At 72.3% G+C, this 21460-nt stretch carries 18 protein-coding genes and 1 tRNA gene; 11 read left to right on the forward strand and 8 right to left on the reverse strand.

The genetic code is table 11. From position 1 onward, the window contains the following. Positions 1-6: 6 nt before the first annotated feature. Entirely contained in the window at positions 7-1530 is a 1524-nt protein-coding gene (locus tag ACIBTU_RS05385; protein ID WP_399124555.1) for a class I adenylate-forming enzyme family protein, read from the reverse strand. A gap of 109 nt (positions 1531-1639) precedes the next feature. On the opposite strand from ACIBTU_RS05385, the gene ACIBTU_RS05390 reads away from it, so the two are divergent. Next, the gene (locus ACIBTU_RS05390; protein ID WP_399124556.1) at positions 1640-2248 is read left to right on the forward strand and encodes a TetR/AcrR family transcriptional regulator; all 609 of its coding nucleotides are present in this window, start codon (positions 1640-1642) and stop codon (positions 2246-2248) included. A gap of 51 nt (positions 2249-2299) precedes the next feature. After that, on the forward strand, positions 2300-3946 hold the full coding sequence (locus ACIBTU_RS05395) for an acyl-CoA dehydrogenase family protein (RefSeq protein ID WP_399124557.1): 1647 nt from the start codon (positions 2300-2302) through the stop codon (positions 3944-3946). Positions 3947-3966: 20 nt separating this feature from the next. Here ACIBTU_RS05395 and ACIBTU_RS05400 read toward each other — a convergent pair whose 3' ends face one another. After that, on the reverse strand, positions 3967-4956 hold the full coding sequence (locus ACIBTU_RS05400) for a S8 family serine peptidase (protein WP_399124558.1): 990 nt from the start codon (positions 4954-4956) through the stop codon (positions 3967-3969). A 362-nt stretch (positions 4957-5318) separates the two neighbouring features. Here ACIBTU_RS05400 and ACIBTU_RS05405 point away from each other — a divergent pair, with 362 nt between their 5' ends. The 4 genes from ACIBTU_RS05405 (at position 5319) to ACIBTU_RS05420 (ending at position 10641) form a co-directional block, all read left to right on the forward strand. After that, entirely contained in the window at positions 5319-6167 is an 849-nt protein-coding gene (locus tag ACIBTU_RS05405) for a YhjD/YihY/BrkB family envelope integrity protein (RefSeq protein ID WP_399124559.1), read from the forward strand. A gap of 107 nt (positions 6168-6274) precedes the next feature. Then, positions 6275-7624, forward strand: a complete 1350-nt coding sequence (locus tag ACIBTU_RS05410) for a chloride channel protein (RefSeq protein WP_399124560.1) — start codon at positions 6275-6277, stop codon at positions 7622-7624. 59 nt (positions 7625-7683) lie between these two features. Next, complete coding sequence (locus tag ACIBTU_RS05415) at positions 7684-8487, forward strand: hypothetical protein (protein WP_399124561.1); 804 nt, start codon at positions 7684-7686, stop codon at positions 8485-8487. A 105-nt stretch (positions 8488-8592) separates the two neighbouring features. After that, positions 8593-10641 (forward strand): hypothetical protein, encoded by a 2049-nt coding sequence (locus ACIBTU_RS05420; protein ID WP_399124563.1) that lies wholly within the window; start codon positions 8593-8595, stop codon positions 10639-10641. Positions 10642-10673: 32 nt separating this feature from the next. On the opposite strand, the gene ACIBTU_RS05425 is transcribed toward ACIBTU_RS05420, so the two are convergent. The 3 genes from ACIBTU_RS05425 to ACIBTU_RS05435 form a co-directional block, all read right to left on the reverse strand. After that, positions 10674-11129 carry an excalibur calcium-binding domain-containing protein gene (locus ACIBTU_RS05425; protein WP_399124564.1) on the reverse strand — a complete coding sequence of 152 codons (456 nt, stop codon included), beginning with the start codon at positions 11127-11129 and terminating at the stop codon, positions 10674-10676. Between the two features lie 383 nt (positions 11130-11512). Beyond that, the gene (locus tag ACIBTU_RS05430) at positions 11513-12436 is read right to left on the reverse strand and encodes a DPP IV N-terminal domain-containing protein (RefSeq protein WP_399124565.1); all 924 of its coding nucleotides are present in this window, start codon (positions 12434-12436) and stop codon (positions 11513-11515) included. 85 nt (positions 12437-12521) lie between these two features. After that, positions 12522-13871: a threonine/serine exporter family protein gene (locus ACIBTU_RS05435; protein WP_399124566.1), complete on the reverse strand. Its 1350-nt coding sequence runs from the start codon at positions 13869-13871 to the stop codon at positions 12522-12524. A gap of 185 nt (positions 13872-14056) precedes the next feature. Between ACIBTU_RS05435 and ACIBTU_RS05440 the strand changes: the two genes are divergently transcribed. From ACIBTU_RS05440 to ACIBTU_RS05450, 3 genes are read left to right on the forward strand one after another with little or no spacing between them, the layout of a single operon-like run. Beyond that, a complete protein-coding gene (locus ACIBTU_RS05440; RefSeq protein WP_399124567.1) occupies positions 14057-15520 on the forward strand; it encodes an APC family permease in 1464 nt (487 codons plus the stop codon). Then, on the forward strand, positions 15517-15960 hold the full coding sequence (locus ACIBTU_RS05445) for a hypothetical protein (RefSeq protein WP_399124568.1): 444 nt from the start codon (positions 15517-15519) through the stop codon (positions 15958-15960). The genes ACIBTU_RS05440 and ACIBTU_RS05445 overlap by 4 nt, the downstream gene beginning before the upstream one ends. Further along, entirely contained in the window at positions 15957-17321 is a 1365-nt protein-coding gene (locus tag ACIBTU_RS05450; RefSeq protein ID WP_399124570.1) for a dipeptidase, read from the forward strand. The genes ACIBTU_RS05445 and ACIBTU_RS05450 overlap by 4 nt, the downstream gene beginning before the upstream one ends. Before the next feature lie 51 nt (positions 17322-17372). Here ACIBTU_RS05450 and ACIBTU_RS05455 read toward each other — a convergent pair. Beyond that, positions 17373-17446, reverse strand: a tRNA-Gly gene (locus ACIBTU_RS05455). A 513-nt stretch (positions 17447-17959) separates the two neighbouring features. Here ACIBTU_RS05455 and dcd point away from each other — a divergent pair. After that, a complete protein-coding gene (gene dcd, locus ACIBTU_RS05460; RefSeq protein WP_399124571.1) occupies positions 17960-18535 on the forward strand; it encodes a dCTP deaminase in 576 nt (191 codons plus the stop codon). An 11-nt stretch (positions 18536-18546) separates the two neighbouring features. Then, positions 18547-19044: a phosphoribosyltransferase gene (locus tag ACIBTU_RS05465; protein ID WP_399124572.1), complete on the forward strand. Its 498-nt coding sequence runs from the start codon at positions 18547-18549 to the stop codon at positions 19042-19044. A 76-nt stretch (positions 19045-19120) separates the two neighbouring features. On the opposite strand, the gene ACIBTU_RS05470 is transcribed toward ACIBTU_RS05465, so the two are convergent. Beyond that, positions 19121-19972, reverse strand: coding sequence for a Yip1 family protein (locus ACIBTU_RS05470; RefSeq protein ID WP_399124573.1), 852 nt, complete (start codon positions 19970-19972; stop codon positions 19121-19123). A gap of 103 nt (positions 19973-20075) precedes the next feature. Continuing rightward, a complete protein-coding gene (locus ACIBTU_RS05475) occupies positions 20076-21434 on the reverse strand; it encodes an FG-GAP and VCBS repeat-containing protein (protein WP_399124574.1) in 1359 nt (452 codons plus the stop codon). Between the last annotated feature and the right edge of the window lie 26 nt (positions 21435-21460).

Raw genomic sequence — 21460 nt, forward strand, 5'->3', positions numbered from 1 at the left:
GCGACCTTACGCGGCCGTGTGCTCCGCCCGCAGCACGTGCTTGGTGATCTTGCCGGAGGGGGTGCGCGGCAGGTCCGGGCGCAGGACGAGCTCGCGGGGGATCTTGTAGCGGGCGAGCCGGGGCTCCAGCCAGCTGCGCAGTTCCTCCAGGGTGGGCCGGGCGTCCTCGCGGGCGACCACGTACGCGACCACGGTCTCGCCCCACTGCGGGTGCGGGCGGCCGACGACGGCGACGTCGAGGACGTCCGGGTGGCCGCGCAGGGCGCCCTCCACCTCCTGGGAGGCCACGTTCTCGCCGCCGGTGATGATCACGTCCTTCATGCGGTCCACGACGGTGACGAACCCGTCCTCGTCGGTGCGGCCCAGGTCGCCGCTGCGGTACCAGTCGCCGGCGAACACCTCGGCGGTGGCGGCGGGGTCGTCGAGGTAGCCGACCATGCGGGTGTCCGAGCGCAGCCAGATCTCGCCGGTCTCACCGGGCCCGGCGTCCGTGCCGTCGGGCGCGACCACCCGCAGCTCCACCCCGGGCATGCCGCCCCGCCCGATCGACCCGGCCTTGGTGACCTGCTCGGCGGGCGAGAGCGAGGCCCCGACCGGCCCCGTCTCGCTCATCCCGTACACCTGGTGGAAGGCGTCCGATCGGTAGGCCTTCATCAGGCGGCGCGCGCTGCCGGCGTCCAGCGGTCCGGCCCCGTAGATCCAGGCCCGTACGGAGGTCAGGTCGAAGGCGTCCAGGTCGGGGACGGACTGGAGCGGGGCGAGGAAGGCGATGGGGGCGCCGAACAGGGCGGTGATCCGTTCCCGCTCGATCGTCTCCAGCATGCCGCGCGGCGTGTACTCGCGCTGCAGCACGACCGTGGCGCCGAGCAGCAGCGTGCTCAGCGTCCAGTTGTTGAGCGGCGACGCGTGCCAGATCGGCATGCAGATCAGGAACCGCTCGTCACGGTGGAGCGGGACCGTGGCCGCCGTGTACGTGGCCGCGAGGGCGACGGAACGGTGCGTGTGGACACAGCCCTTGGGGGTTCCCGAGGTGCCCGACGTGTACAGGATCTGGGCGATGTCCGTGTCGGGGCCCGGCTCGCCCGGCCAGGGCTCGGCCCGGGCCAGCAGCGCCTCGAAGCTGTCGGCGGGGCGCTCGTCGGCCGCCGCGTCCGGGTGGCTGACCAGCCAGGTCACCTCCGCGTCGGCGGCGGTCGCACGCTCCCCGATCTCCGCGTCGACGACCGCGAGCCGCGCCCCGCAGTGCCGCAGCTGCCGGGCCACCTCGGCGGTCTGCAGCTTGTGGTTCACCGGCACAAGCGTCGCGCCCGCGTACCAGGCGCCGAACGCCGCCCACAGGAACGCCGGGGTGTTGTACGTCATCACGGCGAGCCGGTCGCCGGGCCGCAGTCCGGCCTCCCGCAGCACGGTCGCGGCGCGCCGGGCGGCGTCGGTGAACTCCCGGTAGGTCCACCGCTGTTCGCCGTAGACCACGGCCTCCTTCTCGCCGGCCGAGCGAACCGCGCTGTCCAGCAGGGCACTGAGGTGCATGTCGTTCTCCTTGCAAAACGGCACCGGACGGGTCTCCGGGCCGAAAAGGGGCCGGGCCGGGTCGGTGCCGACCGTGGCGGGAAACTCTGAATGATGGTTCACTTCTTTCATGGCCTACCGCAAGACCCCCGCCGAGATCGGCCGGCTCGAAGCCGCCCGCGAGCACCTCGTCGCCAGCGCGACCGCCGTCGTCGCCGAGGTCGGCTGGGCGCAGGCCTCCGTGACCGCGGTCGCCGCCGCGGCCGGGATCGCGGCCGGCTCCGTCTACCAGCACTTCCCGTCCAAGGCCGCGCTCGCCGTCGAGGTGTTCCGGCGGGCCGCCGGGCGCGAGGTCGAGGTCCTCGGGCAGGTCCTGCACGAGCCCGGCGACCCCGTCGAGCGCCTCACCCGCGCCGTCGACGTCTTCGCCCGCCGCGCCCTGGAGAACCGGGGCCTGGCCTACGCCCTGCTCGCCGCCCCCGCCGAACCGGCCGTCGGCGCCGAGCGCCTCGACTTCCGCCGCCGCTACCGCGCCCTGTACGCCGAGGTCGTCCGCGAAGGCATCGCGGCCGGGCGGCTCCCCGGACAGAACGCGGAGATCACCGCCGCCGTGCTCACCGGCGCCATCGGCGAGGCCCTCGTCGACCCGCTCGCCGACCCCGACCCGGACGGCACCGAGCAGCTGCTCGCCGACCTCACCGCCGCCGCGCTGCGCTGCGCGGGCGCACCGACGCCCTGACCCCACCCGTCCCGTCCGAGGAACCCCGTCCCGTCCGAGGAGGCACGCACCGTGCAGAGCAAGCCCACCGCCGTGACCCACGAAGTGACCAACCAGGCCCCGCCGTTGACCGGTCACGACGTCGCCGACGACCCGGTCCTCCTGGAGGGCGTGCGCCGCGAGGGCGCCGCCTGGTCCCTCGACGACCTGCACCGCATCGGCCGCCGCGCGGGCAGCGAGGAGGTCCGACGCTGGGCCGAGGAGGCCAACACGTACGAGCCGGTCCTGCGCACCCACGACCGCTACGGCAACCGCGTCGACGAGGTCGACTTCCACCCCGCCTACCACTCCCTCATGACCGTCGCGATCGGCGAGGGCCTCGGCGGCAGCGCCTGGGCCGACGAACGCCCCGGCGCCCACGTGGCCCGCGCCGCCGGGTTCATGGTGTGGAGCAGCACCGAGGCGGGACACGGCTGCCCGGTCTCCATGACGTACGCCGTCGTGCCCGCCCTGCGCCACGCCCCCGACCTCGCCAAGACGTACGAACCCCTGCTGACCAGCCGCGTCTACGAGCCCGGCCTGCGCACCCCCACCGAGAAGGCCGGTCTGCTCGCCGGCATGGGGATGACCGAGAAGCAGGGCGGCACCGACGTGCGCGCCAACACCACGGCCGCCGCCCCGCAGCCCGACGGCACCTGGCGGCTGCGCGGCCACAAGTGGTTCACCAGCGCCCCGATGAACGACCTGTTCCTGGTCCTGGCCCAGGCCCCCGGCGGCCTGTCCTGCTTCCTCGTACCGCGCGTCCTGCCCGACGGCAGCCGCAACACCTTCCGCGTCCAGCGCCTCAAGAACAAGCTCGGCAACCGCTCCAACGCCTCCAGCGAGCCCGAGTTCGACGACACCGTCGCCTGGCTCGTCGGCGCCGAGGGCAAGGGCGTGCGCACCATCATCGACATGGTGACGAGCACCCGGCTCGACTGCGTCCTCGGCTCCGCCTCCGGCACCCGTGCCGCCCTCGCCGAGGCCGCCCACCACGCCCGGTACCGCTCCGTCTTCGGCGCCAAGCTCATCGACCAGCCGCTCATGCGCAACGTGCTGGCCGACCTGTCCGTCGAGTCCGAGGCCGCCACCACCGTCGCCCTGCGCCTCGCGGGCGCCGCCGACCGCGCCCAGCAGGGCGACGACTCCGAGCGCGCCTTCCTGCGCCTCGCCACCGCCATCGCCAAGTACTGGGTCTGCAAGCGCCAGCCCGTCGCCGTCGCCGAAGCCCTGGAATGCCTCGGTGGCAACGGATATGACGAACTGTCAGGCATGCCGCGCCTCTACCGCGACGCCCCCCTCAACGGCATCTGGGAAGGCTCCGGCAACGTCAACGCGCTCGACATGCTCCGCGCCCTCGCCCGCGAACCCGCCTCACTCGACGCGTTCCGTACGGAGATCGAGGCGGCGTCCGGCGCCGACGCGCGGCTCGACACCGCCTGGCGCGAGCTCCAGGCCGAGCTGACGCTCACCGAGGACGCCCCGCTGCGCGCCCGCCGCGTCATCGAACGCGCCGCGCTCGTCCTGCAGGGCTCGCTCCTGGTCCGGCACGCGCCGGCCGCCGTCGCCGACACGTTCTGCGCGACCCGGCTGGCCGGCGACCGGGGGCAGGCCTTCGGCACGCTGCCGCCGGGCTCGGACTTCGCGGCGCTCCTCGACCGGCTGCCCGCAGGTATCTGACCTGGTGGAAGGCGGACGGGTCAGTCGTCGGCGCTGTCGGCGGCGGCCTTGGCGTCCACGATGCCGAGCCCGAGCTTCTGCACATGGTCCGGGTTCTTCGCCGTGTCCCGGACGATCCGCATGATGTCGTCCGGGGCCTTGCCCTCGCCGTGCAGCAGCGCGGCGACGGCCGCCACGTACGGGGCGGCCATGGACGTCCCGTCGAGCTCCCCGTACCCGGAGTCGTCCACGTCCCCGTTCTTCTTCGTCGTCAGTTCGACCCCGTACGTCGGCAGCGTCGACATGATGCCGACGCCGGGCGCCGAGACGGCGTTCTGCGCACCGAAGTTGGAGAACTCGGCCGGCTGCCCGTTCTGATCGCTCGCCCCGACCACGAGCACCGGGGTCTGCACCTTGTACGGCTGGGTCGCGGCGCCGTCGTTCCCGGCGGCGGCCACGACGACCGCGCCCTTGTCGTGGGCGTGCTGGATCGCCGCGTTGAGGATGCCGCCCTGGAGGAGGTTCGACATCAACGGGCCTTCGCCGAGGGAGAGGTTGATGACGTCGGCGCCGTGGTCGGCGGCCCAGACGATGCCCCGGGTGATGTTCCCGTTGCTGCCGGTTCCGTCGTCGCCGAGCACGCGCACGGGCATGATCTTCGCGGCGGGGGAGCCGCCCGCGACGCCGATGCCGTTGTCGGTGTGGGCCGCCGCGATGCCCGCGACGTGGGTGCCGTGCCCGAAGCCGTCCTGCGGCTTCTTGTCGCCGTCCACGAAGTCGTACCCGGCGACCAGTCGGCCCTTCAGATCCGGGTGGTCCAGATCGACGCCGCTGTCGACGACGGCGATCACCGTGTCGTCGCCCTCAGTGTCCTTCCACGCGTCCGGCAGCCGCAACGCGTCCAGCGCCCACTGCTGCCCGCGCAACGGGTCGGCCTTCTTCTCGTCGTCCCCGCACCCCGTGGCGAGCGCGCCGATCATGACTCCCACGACGATCCCGACGCATGTCCTCCGGACGGCAGCACGGGTCATCTGGGCCTCTTCTCGATCGGGGGCGCGTTCTTTCTTCGGGCTGCTTCCAGGGGACGGCCAGGCCGCCCCGGCGTCGACAGGGGTTCGTCCGGACGGGTGAGCCCTTCGTCGCCGGGTGCGGGCCGGTGGGGCTTCTCGCGCAGTTCCCCGCGCCCCTGAAATGCAGGCGCTGCGCGCCGCATTTCCCCGATCACGGCGCCGGGAGCCTGTTGTCCGGGGAAGGCGCGGCGCAGCCGCATGCCTTCCAGGGGCGCGGGGAACTGCGCGACCAGCCCCCACCGGCCCGCACCCGGCGACGAGACGATCACCCCGCAGACGCTCCCCCCGGGCGAACCCCGCCCCGCCCCGCGATACTCCGAGACATGGGCGCCCCGCACCTGATCACCCGCCTCCAGAACCTCCAGGCCAGAGCCGAGCGCCGCGCCCCCGTCATCACCGAGGTGATCGCCCGCCTGGTCACGGGCCAACTCCTCGACTCGGCGACCCGACTGGCGGCCCAGGCCTTCCTCGCCTCCGTCCCCCTCCTGTTCGCGATCGCCGCCTTCGCCCCGCACAGCGTCCGCACCCAGCTCCAGGACTCCGTACGCACGATGTTCGGCCTCTCCGGAGCCACCGCCGACGAACTCGCCCAGGTCATCAACTCCGACGCGGACGACGAGATCCGCGACACCAGCGGAGCGATCGGTCTCGTCGTCGCCCTCGCCTCCGCGACAAGCTTCAGCCGCGCCATGGTCCGGGTCTGCGAACGCGCCTGGGACCTGCCGAAGGCCTCGACCCGCATCACCGCCTGGCGCTGGGTGGTGTGGCTGCTCGCCCTCGTCCTGTTCGTCTTCCTCCAGGGCCCGATCCGCCAGGGCTTCGGCGCCGGCGCCCTCCTCGGCGTCCCCCTCTTCTTCCTTCTCAGCACCGGCGTATGGCTGTGGACCCAGCACCTCCTGCTGGCCGGCCGCCTGCCCTGGCTGCCGCTGCTCCCCGGCGCCGTCCTGGCCGGCGCCGCCACCAGCGCGCTCTCCCTCAGCGCCCGCGTCTACCTGCCCCACGCCCTGGACCGCGCCCTCGGCGAGTACGGCGCCCTCGGCATGGTCCTGGCGATGCTGTCCTGGCTGATCGTGCTGGGCGCGGCCGTCACGTTCGCGCTGACGATCGGCGCGGTACTGGCCCAGGCCCCGCCCCTGGACCGCTGGGTGAACCGCCAGGCGCCCGGCACCTGACCCCCGTTCGGCCCACCGCCACGTGCACGCGCCACCGGCCCGGACTTGGATGACGGCAAGAGGTCCGGCCCGCCGGGCGGCCGGTGGGCGAACGACGAGGGGGCCCCATGACGGCAGCCGAGGACACCGCCGCACCCCGCGGCGACGGCCCGTCCGCGTCCCCCGGCCGGCTCCTGCTGACCCCCGCCTACCTCCGCCTGCTCCTCCTCTCCGTCCTCCTCGGCGTCCCGATCGCCCTCGCCGCGTTCTTCTTCGTGAGCCTCCAGCACTGGCTCCAGCACGAGATCTGGACCTCGCTGCCCGACGCCGTCGGCTACTCGGAAGCCCCCTGGTGGTGGCCGCTGCCCGCGCTCGCGCTCGCCGGCCTGATCCTCGCCCCGATCGTCACCCGCTTCCCGGGCGGCGGCGGCCACCTCCCCGCCGACGGACTCGGCGCGGGCGACCCCATCGGCCCCCGCGAACTCCCCGGCGTCGTCATCGCCGCCCTCACCGTCCTGCCCCTCGGCGGCGTCCTCGGCCCCGAGGCACCGCTGATGGCCGTGGGCAGCGCCCTCGCCCTGCTCGCCGTACGCCGGATCAAGGGCGCCCAGAATCCGCAGGCGCTCGGCGTCGTCGCCACCGCCGGTTCCACGGCCGCGATCTCCACGATCCTCGGCGGCCCGATCGTCGCCGCGATCCTGCTCCTGGAGGCCGCCGGACTCGGCGGCGCCCAACTCGTCGTCCTCCTGCTGCCCTGCCTCGCCGCGAGCGCGTCCGGCGCGCTCGTGTTCACCGGGTTCGGCCAGTGGACCGGCCTGACCATCGGCGGCCTCTCCCTGCCCAGCGTCCCGCCGAACGTCAACCCCGACGCCGGCGACTTCCTCTGGGGCATCCCGCTCGCCGTCCTCATCGCCGCCGCCATCACCCTGGCCCGCCGCCTCGGCCACGGCACCGGCCGCTGGGTTGCCCGCTCCCACACGGCGACCCGTACGGTGGCCTGCGCCCTGGCCGTCGGCGTCTGCCTCTCCGCGTACGCCCTGATCACCGGGCGCTCACCCGAGGAGGCCGCGCTCTCCGGCCAGGCCATGCTCGGCGAACTCGCCGCGCACCCCGGAGCCTGGTCGGTGGGCGCCCTGTTCGCCCTCGTCGCCTGCAAGGGCCTCGCCTGGGCCATCAGCCTCGGCGGCCTGCGCGGCGGCCCGATCTTCCCCGCCCTCCTCATCGGCGCCGCGGCGGCCGTCGCCTGCGCCGCGCTCCCCGGCCTCGGCCCGACCGCGGCACTCGCCCTCGGCATGACCGCCGCGGGCACCGCGGTCATGGGCCTGCCCCTGTGCAGCGCCGTCCTGACCGTCCTCCTCCTCGGCAAGGACGCCCACGACCAGATGCCCCTGATCGTCATCACCACCGTCACCGCCCACCTGACGGTCACCTTCCTGAACCAGAAAATGGCTCGCCCCCGCACCCCCAGGACCGACTAGGGTGTCTCTCTTCGGCCCGGGCCAGCGCCCTCGCCGGAGTCCCCGGAAGGCCGATCCTCATGGACACGGACCCGCCCACCCCCCTCGCGGCCCCCCTCACCACCACCCTCACGCGCCGTCGCCTCGACGAAGCCCTGCACACCCTCACCGTCACCTTCCGCGGCATGACCGCGATCCCCGAAGAGGTGAACTGCACCTGCCACTGGGGCAGCGAGGAGGAGCAGGCCCTCCTCAAGGTCCCGGACGTCGAGCTGGACCCGGACCTCCTGCGCCGCACCTGGCAGGCGATCGACTGGACCGACCACGGCGCGGTACTGCGCCGCATACTCCCCCAGTTCGCACGGGAGTTGGCCGCGGGCCGCATCGACCGCGAGACCGTCTACGGACTCGCCGAAGCCGGCGGCTCCTTCGCCCGAGGCCGCTGGCAGCAGTGGCCCGCCCAACAGGCAGCGGCAGTACGGGACTTCCTCGACGCCTGGTGGACCCACGCCCTCACCGACCCGGCCCCGCCCGCCCCCGCCCACGACGTCCTGTCCGTCTGCGCCGAGGCCTCCGGCACCCTCACCCCCTACCTGGACACCTGGACCCGCACCACGGGCCCCGTCAGCGACGCGCACCTGATCCTCGCGGCCACGGAATGGGAGTACGACCTCCTCGGCGACGACCTCCCCTGGCAGGGCAACTGGTACGACACCGACCGCGACCGCCTCCGTACGGACCTGGCCGACTGGCTCCTGACCGAGGCGACCCCCCGCCTCGCATCGGCGGCCGCCCCCGACGAACTACGCCGCCGCATCAGCCTCCTGGCCCTCCACGACGAACCCCGCTGGACCCACCCGGACTGGCCCGGCTACCGCTACTGACCCCGTACCCGGCCCCGGACCGACTCCCCGCGCTGTCAGACCCGTACGCCATGATCGATGCACGGGCCGACGGGGCGGCGTGGCGCGGTGAGACGGGGGAACGGGATGACGGCGGACGGCGAACTGCTGAGTGCACGGGACGATTTCAGGGGGCTGGACGACTTCCAGCTGGGGGTCGCGCTCGACGGCCTCGTGCGCGGCAGCGGGTACTGGTGCGGCACCGGCGGGGAGCGACTGGCTCCCATCGAGCGGGCCGGGCGGTACCTGGCCGGCACCTGGCAGCCGGCCGCGCCCGGCGAGGGACCCGGGGTCGCGGGCGAGGGGTCCTGGATCCGCTTCATCGGCCGGATCGGAGCCGTCGCGCTGCGCGCCGCCGCGGAGCCGACGCGGGACGACCGGCGCCTCCGGCTGCTGGCGCTCCTCGAGATCTGGGCCGACAGCCCCTTCGCCGACCCGGCCGCCCGGCTGCGCACGGGCGTGGTGCGGATGGACGAGAGCGCGCCCCCGGCCGTTCGCGACGACCGGGGCGCGGCCGTCGTGGCCGGATGGCGGGCCGACCGGCTACGGACCTTCGTCGACCTGCGGACGGGGCAGGCGCCGCCGCCCGAGCTCGGGACGATCACCGAGGTGAGCGACGTACCGGCCGGCGGCTGGGGCAGCGCCGAGCAGGTCCGCCGGCTGGTGCGGCTCGTCCGGGAGCGCGGCCCGGTGCCGTGGGACCTCGGCGCCGTCACCCTGCTGCGGGACGGCACCGGTATCAGCCGCGCGGCGGCCACGTTCGCGCTGGCGGGGATGCTCGACGGCGGCCGGCTCACCGACTTCGACACCGCCCGGCGCACGTCCCTGCGGCTCAAGGCGAAGGAGATCGAGGACGGCGCCCGCGAGCCCTACCGGGCGGGCCCGGCGGACCGGCTCGACCTGGCCGCGGACGTCCTGCCCGACGACCCCGCCGAGCTGTGGGAGCCGCAGGGCATGCGCACGGTGGCGGAGCGGCTCGCGCACGCGTGGCGGGAGCGCTACGGCCGGCGGGCCGTCGTCCCCGAGCGCACCTTCGAGACGGTCCTCGACCTGCAGACCTCACGGCTGTCCGCGTCCCGCTTCTGCGCGGCGTTCACCGACCACGCCGACATCCGTGGCCTCGGCACCGACCTGGACACCTTCATCCGCAACAGCGAATACCAGCCGTTCCCGACCACAGGGGAGGAGGGGGAGCTGTTCGACTTCCGGGACACCCTGCGCGCGGTCGTCCCGCACCTCTTCCACGTCTACGCCGAACTGCCCGCCGGTGACCCGGTCCGCTCGGGAGCCCCCGGCCTCGTCCGCGCCCTGCACGAGCGCCTGAACCACCCCCGGCTGCTCCTCGACGCCGGACACCTCAGCGCCACGGAGGGCCGCCGGGCGGCCGACGTCCGCGACCGCTTCGGCCCGCACGCCTACACCGAAGGCCCGGAGCCGCTCAGCGAGGAGAGCTTCGACGACGGCCTGACCGTGGTCGTGGACGGCGTCGCCGAGCGGAGAGGCGACCGCATGCAGCCCTCGCTGTACTTCCGCCCGGCGCTCCTGGGCGCCGACGAGCGCACCCAGGCCCTGAAGTCGGCCCGCGCGGTCAACCGTTACAACCGCTACTCCGAGGATCTCCCCTGCGTGGAGTGGCTGCGCGACCAGGTCTGCGCCCGCCTCATGGACCGCATCGAGCACGCCCCGCTCCCGCCCGGCGCGTACGAGACGAACCCGGCCCGCTCCGCCCCCGCACTGCTGACCGATGTGGCCGGCGCCCTGGAAGTGGACGAGGACGCGGCCGCCCTCTACCTCCAGCTCCTGACCCTGCCCGCCCCGACCGACCGCAACATCCGTACCTGGAACGCCTGGAGGCCCGCCCGCCACCAGAAGGCCGCCGCCACGCTCGTCGAACGCGGCCTGGTCACCGAGGACAAGCGAGCCCGCGCCGGCCGTGGCCTCTTCCTCCCGGGCGAATGGATCCCCGCGGCCAAGCCCTACCACCCCATGGAGGCATGGAAAGCCCGGCTCCTCGGAGTGGAACCCTCCTACAACGGCCGCCTGGACACCCCCGCCCCCCTCCCCACCCACACCCTCCCCGAACTCTTCGAGTCCGCCTGGCGGTTGGTGACATCCGGGCGGGGCCCCGCGGCGTAGCCGGCCTGAGCCCGGACCAAGGCGGACCGGACTCACGGCGACGCGTCGTCGTACGGCTCGCAGGCCACGCCGTCGTTGTCGCGGTCGAGGTGCGGCGCGTAACCCGGCTCGCCCTTCTCGATGGGGGCGGCGCCCGCGTCCCACGCAGCGGCGCAGTTCTTGAAGTAGCGGTAGCCTCCGTCGGTACTGGGGTCCGGTCCCGCCACCTCGTGCAGGTCGGCGCCGACGATCGTGCCGTCGCGCACCGTGTACGTGCCTTCGAAGACCTTCAGCGAGCCGTCGGTCTGCGTGGCCTCCAGCCTGACGGAGGCGCTGGTCCGGTCGGAGCCGAGGATGCGGACCGTGTCGTGGGCGGTGCCGGCGAACCCGGCGACGAACTGCGCGTACGAGCCCGAGAGGTTCCTGCCGCCCAGGTCCCAGGCACGGGCGTAGTCCCGCGCGTTGATCGCCGCGACATAGGACCGGACGACCGACGCGGCGTCGCTCACCGGCGACGGAGCCCTGGGAGCCGACTCGGACGAAGTCCTCGGAGACGGTGTTCTCGGAGACGGCGGCTCGGACGCCGGGGGCTTCGACGGTTCGGAGGCGGAGGGCGAGGGCGGCGGCGGTTCCGTGACGGTCCTGGTCACCGTGGCGTCGCTCCGGGACGACGACGCGTCGCCGCTCCCACAGCCGCTCACACCGATCGCCGCGGTCAGCAGCAGGGGCACCGCCGCCGCGGGGACGAGGCGGTTCATGGAGGTCACCTCACGACTGAGCCCTGTCCCCTCCAGCCTGCGCCGCCTCGGACGGCACAGCAACAAGAAGCTCGGAGCCCCCCGCCCGACCGCGGGCCCGCGACGCCAGAGCGCGGGTCCGCGGCCGGTTTTCCTCAGTCGTTCAGCCAGTCCGTGGGAATCGCGGGCTCGCCCGTCAGAACCCGGACGTCGCCTCCGTCCGTGGCGTCGGCGACGTAGACGCCGCCGGTGGCGTCGACGTCGTTCACGGCGGAGAACGCGATCCGGGTGCCGTCGGGGGAGAAGACCGGGCCCTGGACGCCACTGAGGGCGGTCGTCCAGGTGCTCTGCAGCTCCGTCGTGGCGCCGGTCGCCACGTCGACGGTGGTCAGGCCGTTCTCGGTGACGTAGGCGATGCGCCGCCCGTCGGGGGACCAGTCGACGGGCGCGGACGACGCGTTGCGGGCCGTGCTGATCTGCCGCGCCTCCCGGGTGGCGAGGTCCATGACCCAGACGTCCCTGCCGTACTCCCGGCCGTCGGGCGTCTCGTAGGTGCTGGTCCGCACGAAGGCGATGCTCTTGCCGTCCGGCGAGAACGTGCCCGCGCCGCCGGTCGTCGTCAGCACCTCCTGCCCCGAGCCGTCGCTCCTGATCCACTCCATGCCGCGCGGGCTGGAGTAGACGATGCGCTTGCCGTCGGGGGACCAGTCGGGGTGTCCGACGTACGGGGCCTCGTTCGTCTCGGGCGCGATGCCCGGGACCAGCACGCGCCGGTCGCTGCCGTCGCTGTCGGCGAGCACCAGGTTCCGGGCGTACATGCAGCCCTCGGGCTGCGGGATGCAGGTGGCGTCACGCTGGACGTACGCCACGGTGGAGCCCTTCGGGGACAGGACGCCCTGGTCGGCGTTCTGCGCGAGGGTCCGGGTGACGTCTCCGGTCACCGGGTCGAGCGTGACCAGTGCGGGAGAGCCCGAGGAGTAGCCGGTGGCGGTGATCGGAGCGGCCGCCGCCTCCTGCCCCGCCACGGCGGTCCCTGCTGTCGGCAGACCCGCGGCGACGACGATTCCCACGGTCAACACGACGCGTTTGAGAAGCACTTGAGCCCTTCTGGGGCAGCCGGTGTCTCCGGCCCCCGCTACGAGAGCGAAAGGCGATCAAGGAATGTCACAGGGGCTCGGCCACGTCCCGGCCGGGCGTGTGCCGCAGACCCCCGCCCTCCACCAGCGCACCGCCCACCACCAGCCCCACCGCGAGCGCCGTGACGATCGTGACCAGCTTCATCAGATCCTGGAAGCCCTCGATGACGTAGCCGCCCGCCAGCGTCGTCAGACCCCGCATGCCGAGCGAGCCGACGGTCAGCGTGAAGAAGCCCGGCAGGATCAGGATCAGCCGGGGCGGACGGCCCGGACGCCGCGCGATCAGCGTGGCCGCCGCGGCCAGCACGACGGCGGCGACGAACGTACCGCCCGTCTCCCCGACCAGCTTCGTGAACGCCGACTGCACCCCCACGGTCACGTACACCAGCACCAGCAGCGGCACGAAGAAACGCACCGGGATCGCGAACGCCAGCACCGTGCCCGCCGTGAACACGATCCACGCCAGGAACAGCGCCCACCGGGGCAGATCCGCGTCCGCGGCCACGTCGAACAGGGCACGGGTGTCGGTGCCCGTGACGACTACGCCGAGCAGCACCCCGAGATACAGCTGGACCAGCAGGAACACGGAGTAGACGAGCCGGATCGCACCCGTGGTGATCAGCCCGGCCGACAGCTCGGCGGTGGCCGCGCTCAGATAGTCGCCGGGCACGAAGAAGAACAGCGCCGGAAGCATCAGCAGCACCGGACCGCCGCGCGCCGGATCGTCCGCGAACACCTCGATCGTGACGACGGAGACGACGACCGACACCACCAGCGGCAGGATCCGCTCCAGCACCGGCACCCGCTCCGCCGCGACCGCGAGCCCCGCCGCCAGCGCCGCCAGCACGGCCGTGGCGCCGATCTCGTACCAGGTCGGCTGCATCAGCGGGGCGAACCCCAGCGAGAACAGCACGATGCCGAGGAACTTCAGCCACCACGGGTACGGCGCCGGGGCCGCCACGATCGCCGCCAGCCGGCGGTCCGCCGCCGCGAGCCCGATCGTCCCGCCCCGCACCTCGGCGAGCAACGGCTGCAACGCGGCGACCTGATCGAGCCGGAACACCTCGGGGACACCGTGCACGGTGACGGTACGGGTGGCGCCGTCCGCCGCGGTCACCGCCAGCGCGGCCGCCTCCGGCACCAGCAGCAGCGACGCGGAACCGCCGAACGCGCGGGCGCTGTCCGCGACCGCCCGCTCGATCAGGTGCGCGCCCTCACCGGAGGTGCGCAGCAGGAGACCGGTCAGCCGGGACAGGAACACCACCAGGTCGTCGAGCGCGACCGGACTTTCGTGCGCGGCCGCACCTTCGAGCCCCGCCGGATCCGCGGGCCCCGCACCCCCGCCCTGCCCCGCCTCCGCGGCCTCGCGTCGCTCCACACCCGCCTCCTCGCTCCGGCCTCAGAGGCTCCAGCCTGCCCGCGCCCCCCACGGTCGGCATCTCGGGCGCCCCGGACCCGGGACCGGCTCCGCCCGCCTCACCCGAACGGCCCACTCGTCCTGCGCCCGGCCGCGACCCCACCGAGGCTGGCCCCGACCTCGTCCGCAGCTCCCAGGAGGGCCTGATGGCATCGATGGACGTACCGGCGGATGTTCCGAGACAAGCCGCCCGGACGGAGGTGAGCACGGCCGCCCGGCCGACCCTGTCCTGGGTGACCCTGGCCCTGATGACGACCGCGTCCGTGGCCAGCCTGCGGGCCGCGCCCACGATGGCCGTCTACGGCCTGGCCTGCGTCTTCCTCTACCTCGTCCCGGCGATCGTGTTCCTGCTGCCGACCGCCCTGGTCTCGGCGGAACTCGCCTCCGGCTGGTCGGGCGGCGTCTACCGGTGGGTGAGCGAGGGACTGTCCAAACCGCTCGGATTCCTCGCCGTGTGGTGCCAGTTCGCGATGACGATCTTCTACTACCCGAGCCTGCTCGCCTTCGTCGCGAGCACCATCGCGTACGTCATCGACCCGTCCCTGGCCTCCAACGGCCTCTACACGGCGATCGTCATCATGATCCTGTACTGGACCGGTGTCTGGGTGTCCTCGCGCGGCACCAAAGCCCTGGCGGGACTGTCCAGTTGGGGCCTCATCATCGGCACCCTCATCCCGGGCACCCTCCTCGTGGTCCTCGGCATGGTCTTCCTCGGCCAGGGCAACGCCTCCGCCGCCCCCATGACCAGCGACCACCTCCTGCCGGCGTGGACCGGCCTCGCGAGCCTGGTCCTCATCGTCAACAACTTCCTCTCCTACTCCGGCATGGAGATGAACGCCGTCCACGTCTCCTCGCTGAAGAACCCGGCGAAGGAGTACCCGAAGTCGATGTTCCTGGCGATGGGCCTCGTCCTGCTGATCTTCATCCTGCCCGCGCTGGCCATCAGCTGGGTCGTCCCCGCCGACCAACTCAGCCTCACCGCAGGCGTGATGCAGGCCTTCGACGCCTTCTTCTCCCACTTCCACATCGGCTGGATGACCCCGATCGCCGCCGTGATGCTGATCTCCGCGGCCCTCGGCGGCATGCTGACCTGGCTCGCCGGACCGTCCAAGGGCCTGCTGGAGATCTCCCGCAGCGAGGGCTACCTGCCGCCGTTCCTGCAGAAGCTCAACAAGTTCGGCGTCCAGCAGAACATCCTCGTCACCCAGGGCGTCGTCACCACCGTCATCGCCCTGCTGTACGCGCTGATCCCGAACGTCTCCAACGTGTACTGGATCTTCTCGACGATCACCACGCAGGTGTACCTCATCGTCTACCTGCTGATGTTCGTCGCCGCGATGCGCCTGCGGAAGACCCAGCCCGACCACCCGCGCGGCTACCGCGTCCCCGCCCTCGGCCTCCTGTGCACCGTCGGCCTGCTCGCCTCGATCGCCGCCCTCACCATCGGCTTCGTCCCGCCCTCGCAGTTCGGCAGCGGCAGCGTCTGGTCGTACGTCCTGCTCATCGGTGCCGGCCTGATCATCCTCGGCCTGCTCATCCCGTGGGCGTTCCTCAAGTTCCGCAAACCCGGCTGGCGCACCGAGGCCGCCGAGGAAGGCGGCACGTCATGAGCCCCACCCGCTTCGCCTCCGAACACAAGTGGATCTACGTCGGCGCGATCGTCCTCCTCGTCGTCCTCGCGATCATCGGCATCATCCAGTACGAGAGCGTGAAGACCGGCAACGAGGCGGCGAAGAAGGCCAACCAGCTCGCCGACGCCGCCGAGGAGGCCGGCTACCCGCGCCCCGACACGGGGACGATCCAGCGGGCCCTCGGCACCGACGGCGGCACCGTCTGCGAGGACCCCGTCGGCGCCCTCGCCTCCGCCCTCTGGAAGATCAACGTCTCCAACGGCGCCGCCTTCGTCGGCCAGCGCCCCGTCATCGGGGACGCCCGCGCCCTGCGCGCCGAGGCCGAGATCCTCAAGATCTACTGCCCCGACAAGCTCGACAAGTTCAAGAACAAGCTCGACGACCTGAAGACCGACGACACGGTGAGGCGAGACGCATGACCGAACTGGCCGCACGCATCGCGGCGTTGATGCCGCGCGCGAAACAGGACCTGACCGACCTCGTCGCCGTCCCCTCGGTCGCCGACCCCCGCCAGTACCCGCCCGAGGAGTGCCACAAGGCCGCCCGCTGGGTCGCCGACGCCTTCGCCGAGGCCGGCCTGCACGACGTGCACCTCGTCGAGACCGCCGACGGCAGCCACGCCGTCATAGGCCACCGCCCGCCCCCGCCCGGCGCGCCCACCGTCCTGCTCTACTGCCACTACGACGTCCAGCCGCCGCTCGACGACGCGGCCTGGACCACCCCGCCGTTCACCCTGACCGAGCGCGACGGCCGCTGGTACGGGCGCGGCACCGCGGACTGCAAGGGCAACATCGTCATGCACCTCACCGCGCTCAGGGCGCTCGGCGACGACATCCCCGTAGGCCTGAAGTTCGTCGCGGAGGGCTCGGAGGAGCAGGGCACGGGCGGCCTGGAGGCGTACGTCACCGAGCACCCGGAGGAGTTCCTCGCCGACGCCCTGCTGGTGTGCGACACCGGCAACGCGGAGGTCGGCACGGGCACCGCGACGATCACCCTGCGCGGCCTCGCCAACCTTGTCGTCACCCTCGACACCCTGAAGGGCGAGATCCACTCGGGCATGTTCGGCGGCCCCGCCCCCGACGCGCTCGCCGCCCTGATCCAGACCCTGTCGACCCTGCGCGACCCGGCCACGGGCGCCACCCGGATCGACGGCCTGGACTGCGAGGGCACGTGGGAGGGCGTCGGCTACGACGAGGCGACCTTCCGCCGCGACGCCGGCGTCCTGGACGGCGTCCACCTCACCGGCACCGGCACGGTCGCCGACCGCCTGTGGGCCCGCCCCGCCGTCACCGTCCTCGGCATCGACTGCCCGCCCGTCGTCGGCTCCGCGGCCGCCGTCCCGGCCACCGCCCGCGCCCGCGTCAGCCTCCGCGTCCCGCCGGACATGGACGCGGGCACCGCCCGCGAGGCCCTCACGAAACACCTCACGGAAGCCGCCCCCTGGGGTGCCCGCGTCACCGTCGAGCCGGAAAGCACAGGCTCCCCCTTCCGCGCCGCCACCGACGGCCCCGCCTACACGGCCCTCGGCGAAGCCATGAGCCAGGTCTACGGCAAACCCCTCGCCTTCCTCGGCCAGGGCGGCTCCATCCCCCTGTGCAACGTCCTCGCCTCGGCCTACCCCCGCGCCGAGATCATCCTGATGGGAGTGGAGGAACCCCGCTGCCTCATCCACGCCCCGAACGAGAGCGTCGACCCGACGGAGATCGAACACATGGCCCACGTGGAGGCCCTGTTCCTGAAGCAGTTCGCGACCCGCGCCACCCCTGAGAACAAGCCGTGAAAACGAACCGTGAAAACAAACAACCCCCGAGTCGACGACTCGGGGGTCCGATGGAGCGGGTGACGAGAATCGAACTCGCACTCTCAGCTTGGGAAGCTGATGTTCTACCACTAAACTACACCCGCACGGTACGGCCGTTGAACTGATCCGTACTCGCGGACACTGTACCTCATCCCGGGTCCCGGGCGCGGAAGCGCCGGGGCCCGGCTGCGTTCCGAGGCCTGGAAGTGACTGCGGGTGAAGGGAGTTGGGGCGTACGGTGGGGGGACCGCGCGAGGGTTGTTCAGAGGCGGAGCGCCGCGTGGATTCGCGTCCCTTTCATCCCGTAATGTGACCCCGTCGTCGGTCAGGAAACTGACCACATGGCTCGTGGGGAAGGGACTCCGGGACTTGATGGACTCGATGGAGCGCACCGTCGTCCGATGTGCCGAGGGGCACGTGTTCAGCACCGCTTCGTTCCCGATGCAGCAGGCCGACCGACTCGGTCCCGGCCGGCTCATCCGGTGTCCGAGGTGCGCCCGGCTCCGGCACTCGGTTCCTGTGGGATCCGACAAGCGGTAGCGGCAGGCGGAAGCAGTGGCTCAGCGCGGGGGCCCGCCGATTGTGGCGGGCCCCCGCGCTCTGCGTATCCTCAGTGAGTGCTTCTCTCAGACAAGGACATCCGGGCCGAGATCGACGCCGGGCGGGTGCGGATCGATCCCTACGACGAATCCATGGTGCAGCCGTCGAGCATCGACGTACGTCTCGACCGCTACTTCCGGGTGTTCGAGAACCACAAGTACCCCCACATCGACCCGAGCGTCGAGCAGGCGGATCTGACCCGGACGGTGGAGCCGGAGGGCGACGAGCCCTTCATCCTGCACCCGGGTGAGTTCGTGCTCGCGTCGACGTACGAGGTCATCTCGCTGCCCGACGATCTCGCCTCGCGCCTCGAGGGCAAGAGCTCGCTGGGCCGCCTCGGCCTCGTGACGCACTCGACCGCCGGGTTCATCGACCCGGGCTTCAGCGGTCATGTCACGCTCGAGCTGTCGAACCTCGCGACCCTGCCGATCAAGCTGTGGCCCGGCATGAAGATCGGCCAGCTGTGCATGTTCCGGCTGTCGTCGCCCGCCGAGTTCCCGTACGGCAGCGAGCGATACGGTTCGCGTTACCAGGGGCAGCGTGGCCCGACGGCCTCCCGCTCCTTCCAGAATTTCCATCGGACCCAGGTGTGAGCGGCAGCAACATGAGTGACGTGCGCGAGAACCTTACGTACGAGATGTTCGGCGGCGCCGTGCGCGAGCTCGCGCAGACCATCGCCGACGACGGCTACGAGCCGGACATCATCCTGAGCATCGCGCGCGGCGGCGTCTTCGTCGCGGGCGGCCTCGCGTACGCCCTGGACTGCAAGAACATCCACCTGGTCAACGTCGAGTTCTACACCGGTGTGGGCACCACGCTCGAGATGCCGGTCATGCTCGCCCCGGTGCCGAACGCGATCGACTTCAGTGACAAGAAGGTCCTGATCACCGACGACGTCGCCGACACCGGCAAGACGCTGAAGCTGGTCCACGACTTCTGCCTCGACCACGTGGCCGAGGTCCGGTCCGCGGTGGTCTACGAGAAGTCGCACTCGCTGGTGAAGTGCGAATACGTGTGGAAGCGCACGGACGATTGGATTAATTTCCCGTGGTCCGTCGAGCCGCCCGTCGTGAAGCGGGACGACCAGGTGCTCGACGCCTGAGTCGCCGCAGATGTGAAGAAGGGCCCGGCGCCGTCGCATGAACGACGGCGCCGGGCCCTTCTGTGTGCTCAGGGCGTCAGAACGTGCCCAGCTTGATGATCGACAGCAGGGCGATCAGCTGGATCGCGGAGGCGGCCAGGGCCTTCGGCCAGGGGAGGTCGTGGGACTTGGAGACCATCGAGGTCAGCAGGGCGCCGGCGGCCAGCCAGGTGGCCCAGCCGAGCAGCTGCACGAACATCTCGTCGCCGCCGAGGAACATGCCGACGACCAGGCGCGGGGCGTCGGTCAGGCAGGCGATCAGCATGGACAGGCCGACCGTGGGCTGCCACGCGCCGTCGCCGCCGAGCTGGCGGGCCAGGGTGTGCGTGACGACGCCGAGGATGAAGAAGCTGATCGTGACGGCGACGCCGGTGGTCAGGACGTAGGGGATCGCCGACGACATCGTCGCGTTGATCACGTCCTCGCGGGCGCCGTCGAAGCCGAAGATCGCGAGCAGGCCGTAGACGAAGGTCACGACGAGGGCGGGGCCCCACATCGCGTAGTCCCGCATCTGGAGGTACGTCTGGTTGGGGCGCAGGACGACTCCGGAGAGGAGTTCCTTCCAGTGCAGGCGGGGGCCGACGGGGCCCGCCGGGGCCGCGCCCGCCTGGTACGTGGCGCCCTGGTTGTACGGGTCGTCGTGCACCGAGAAGGCCTGCGTGTGACCCGGGTTGTTCGCCGCGTACGGGTCGTGACCGGCGCCGCCGAAGTACTCCGGCTCGCCGTGCCCGCCGCCCTGGGGCCACTGCTGCTGAGGCGCCTGCTGCGGTTGCCCGTACGGCTGCTGCGGGTACTGCTGCTGCGGTTGTCCGTACGGGGCGTGCGGGGGGTGCCCTTGCTGCGGCGCTTCGCGGTTGTCCCGGCCGCGTCCGTTCCTGAATCCAGCCACGTGGTCGAACGTACCTGGTTTCCCGCCCCCGATGCCGGGCCTGGGGGACCGGGCCCGGCATTGCGGCTGAGCTGTGACATCCCTTACGGGGCGGCCCTAGGGGTCACTGGAGGTACGCCGAGACGGGCGGCTCGTAGATGTCCGTCACGCCCACCGTGGTGATACCCGTCGCGGAGCCGGGCAGCCTCAGCGAGCCGTCTCCGCCGTCGACGTAGAGGTCGGCCGTGCCGTCGCCGTTCGCGTCGCGCAGCCGCACCACATCGCCGAAGGCGTCGTAGGGGTTCAGCGGCCCGGGTACGCCGGGGGTGTTGCGGGCGAACCACTGGGAGCCGGTGCCGGAGAGACCACTGGCGCGGCCCTTGAGGACGTGGACTCCGCCCGCGTTGTCCTTACCGTCGATCGCCTCGCTGCGCACACCGATCGCCAGGTCCTGGTAGCCGTCCCCGTTGACGTCGCCCGCGGAGATCGACGACGCGAAGTTGTCGTAGTTCTCCGGAGTGCCGGCCATGCCGTCGGAGGACTGGGTGATGCGGGTGCTGGTGGAGGGGCCCGACGAGGAACCCTTCCAGACGGTGAGTCGGCCCTTGTGCCTCGAGTAGAGAGGCGTGCCCACGGTGATGTCGCCGTAGCCGTCCTTGTCGAAGTCGGCGATGACGCCGTCGCCGCCGAGTTCGGCGCGCCCGACGTCGCCGTCGATGGAGGCCAGGCGGAGGGTGCTGTCGGAGGTGAGCGCGCTCGATCCGCCCTTGATGAACCAGGCGTCGGCGGCCGAGTACGAGGACGTGACCACGTCCCCGATGATCACGAGGTCCGTTTTGCCGTCGCCGTTGACCTTCCCCGAGATCAGGGCCGTCGAGTAGAAGGACGTCGTCTTGTCGAGCTTCGTGACGGTGCCGGTGGTGCCGGAGCGGGTGAACGGGCCGCGGTAGACGTAGGTGACCGCACCGTTGACGAGGGCCAGGTCCTGATGGCCGTCGCCGTTGAAGTCGCCGGTCGCCAGGTCCTGGCCCATGCCGCCGACCGGGTTCTTGTTCGCCACCGTCGTGCCGGTGGCGAGGCCCTTCGGTGAACCCCACAAGATGGTCACGGCGCCCCGGGCGGCTCCCTGGGAATTCTTCTCGTTGACCGCTGCCACGGCGAGGTCGCCGTAGCCGTCCTGGTCGAAGTCGGCGGCGGCACGCACCTCGCCGAACTCGTCGGTGTCCTCGTCGGCGCCGGGCACGCCGGGGCTGGCCTGGCTGATGCGCTGGGCGTCGGCGGTGCCGGGGCCGCTCGCGGTGCCGAACACGACGGCGACGCTGCCGCCGTCCCCGTCGCTGAAGCTGGGGTACGCGTAGTCGCGGTAGCCGTCGCCGTTGAAGTCGTCGGCGTACCGGGCAGTGGCGGCGGTCGCGGTTGCCGGGAAGAGCAGGCCGGTGGCGAGGAGTGCGGTGGTCGCCAGGGCCAGGGTTCTTGCGCGCACGTCGTGCTCCTGGGGGTGCGTGGTGA

Source organism: Streptomyces sp. NPDC050145 (genome assembly GCF_044460245.1).
Lineage (GTDB): Bacteria > Actinomycetota > Actinomycetes > Streptomycetales > Streptomycetaceae > Streptomyces.

Bases quoted from the DNA above. Each gene is read 5' to 3' on its own strand.
- ACIBTU_RS05405 (WP_399124559.1), top strand. From the start codon at position 5,319: ATGGGCGCCCCGCACCTGATCACCCGCCTCCAGAACCTCCAGGCCAGA.
- ACIBTU_RS05445 (WP_399124568.1), top strand. From the start codon at position 15,517: ATGAGCCCCACCCGCTTCGCCTCCGAACACAAGTGGATCTACGTCGGC.
- ACIBTU_RS05415 (WP_399124561.1), top strand. From the start codon at position 7,684: ATGGACACGGACCCGCCCACCCCCCTCGCGGCCCCCCTCACCACCACC.
- ACIBTU_RS05410 (WP_399124560.1), top strand. From the start codon at position 6,275: ATGACGGCAGCCGAGGACACCGCCGCACCCCGCGGCGACGGCCCGTCC.
- ACIBTU_RS05450 (WP_399124570.1), top strand. From the start codon at position 15,957: ATGACCGAACTGGCCGCACGCATCGCGGCGTTGATGCCGCGCGCGAAA.
- ACIBTU_RS05420 (WP_399124563.1), top strand. From the start codon at position 8,593: ATGACGGCGGACGGCGAACTGCTGAGTGCACGGGACGATTTCAGGGGG.
- ACIBTU_RS05440 (WP_399124567.1), top strand. From the start codon at position 14,057: ATGGCATCGATGGACGTACCGGCGGATGTTCCGAGACAAGCCGCCCGG.
- ACIBTU_RS05400 (WP_399124558.1), bottom strand. From the start codon at position 4,956: ATGACCCGTGCTGCCGTCCGGAGGACATGCGTCGGGATCGTCGTGGGA.
- ACIBTU_RS05390 (WP_399124556.1), top strand. From the start codon at position 1,640: ATGGCCTACCGCAAGACCCCCGCCGAGATCGGCCGGCTCGAAGCCGCC.
- ACIBTU_RS05465 (WP_399124572.1), top strand. From the start codon at position 18,547: ATGAGTGACGTGCGCGAGAACCTTACGTACGAGATGTTCGGCGGCGCC.
- ACIBTU_RS05385 (WP_399124555.1), bottom strand. From the start codon at position 1,530: ATGCACCTCAGTGCCCTGCTGGACAGCGCGGTTCGCTCGGCCGGCGAG.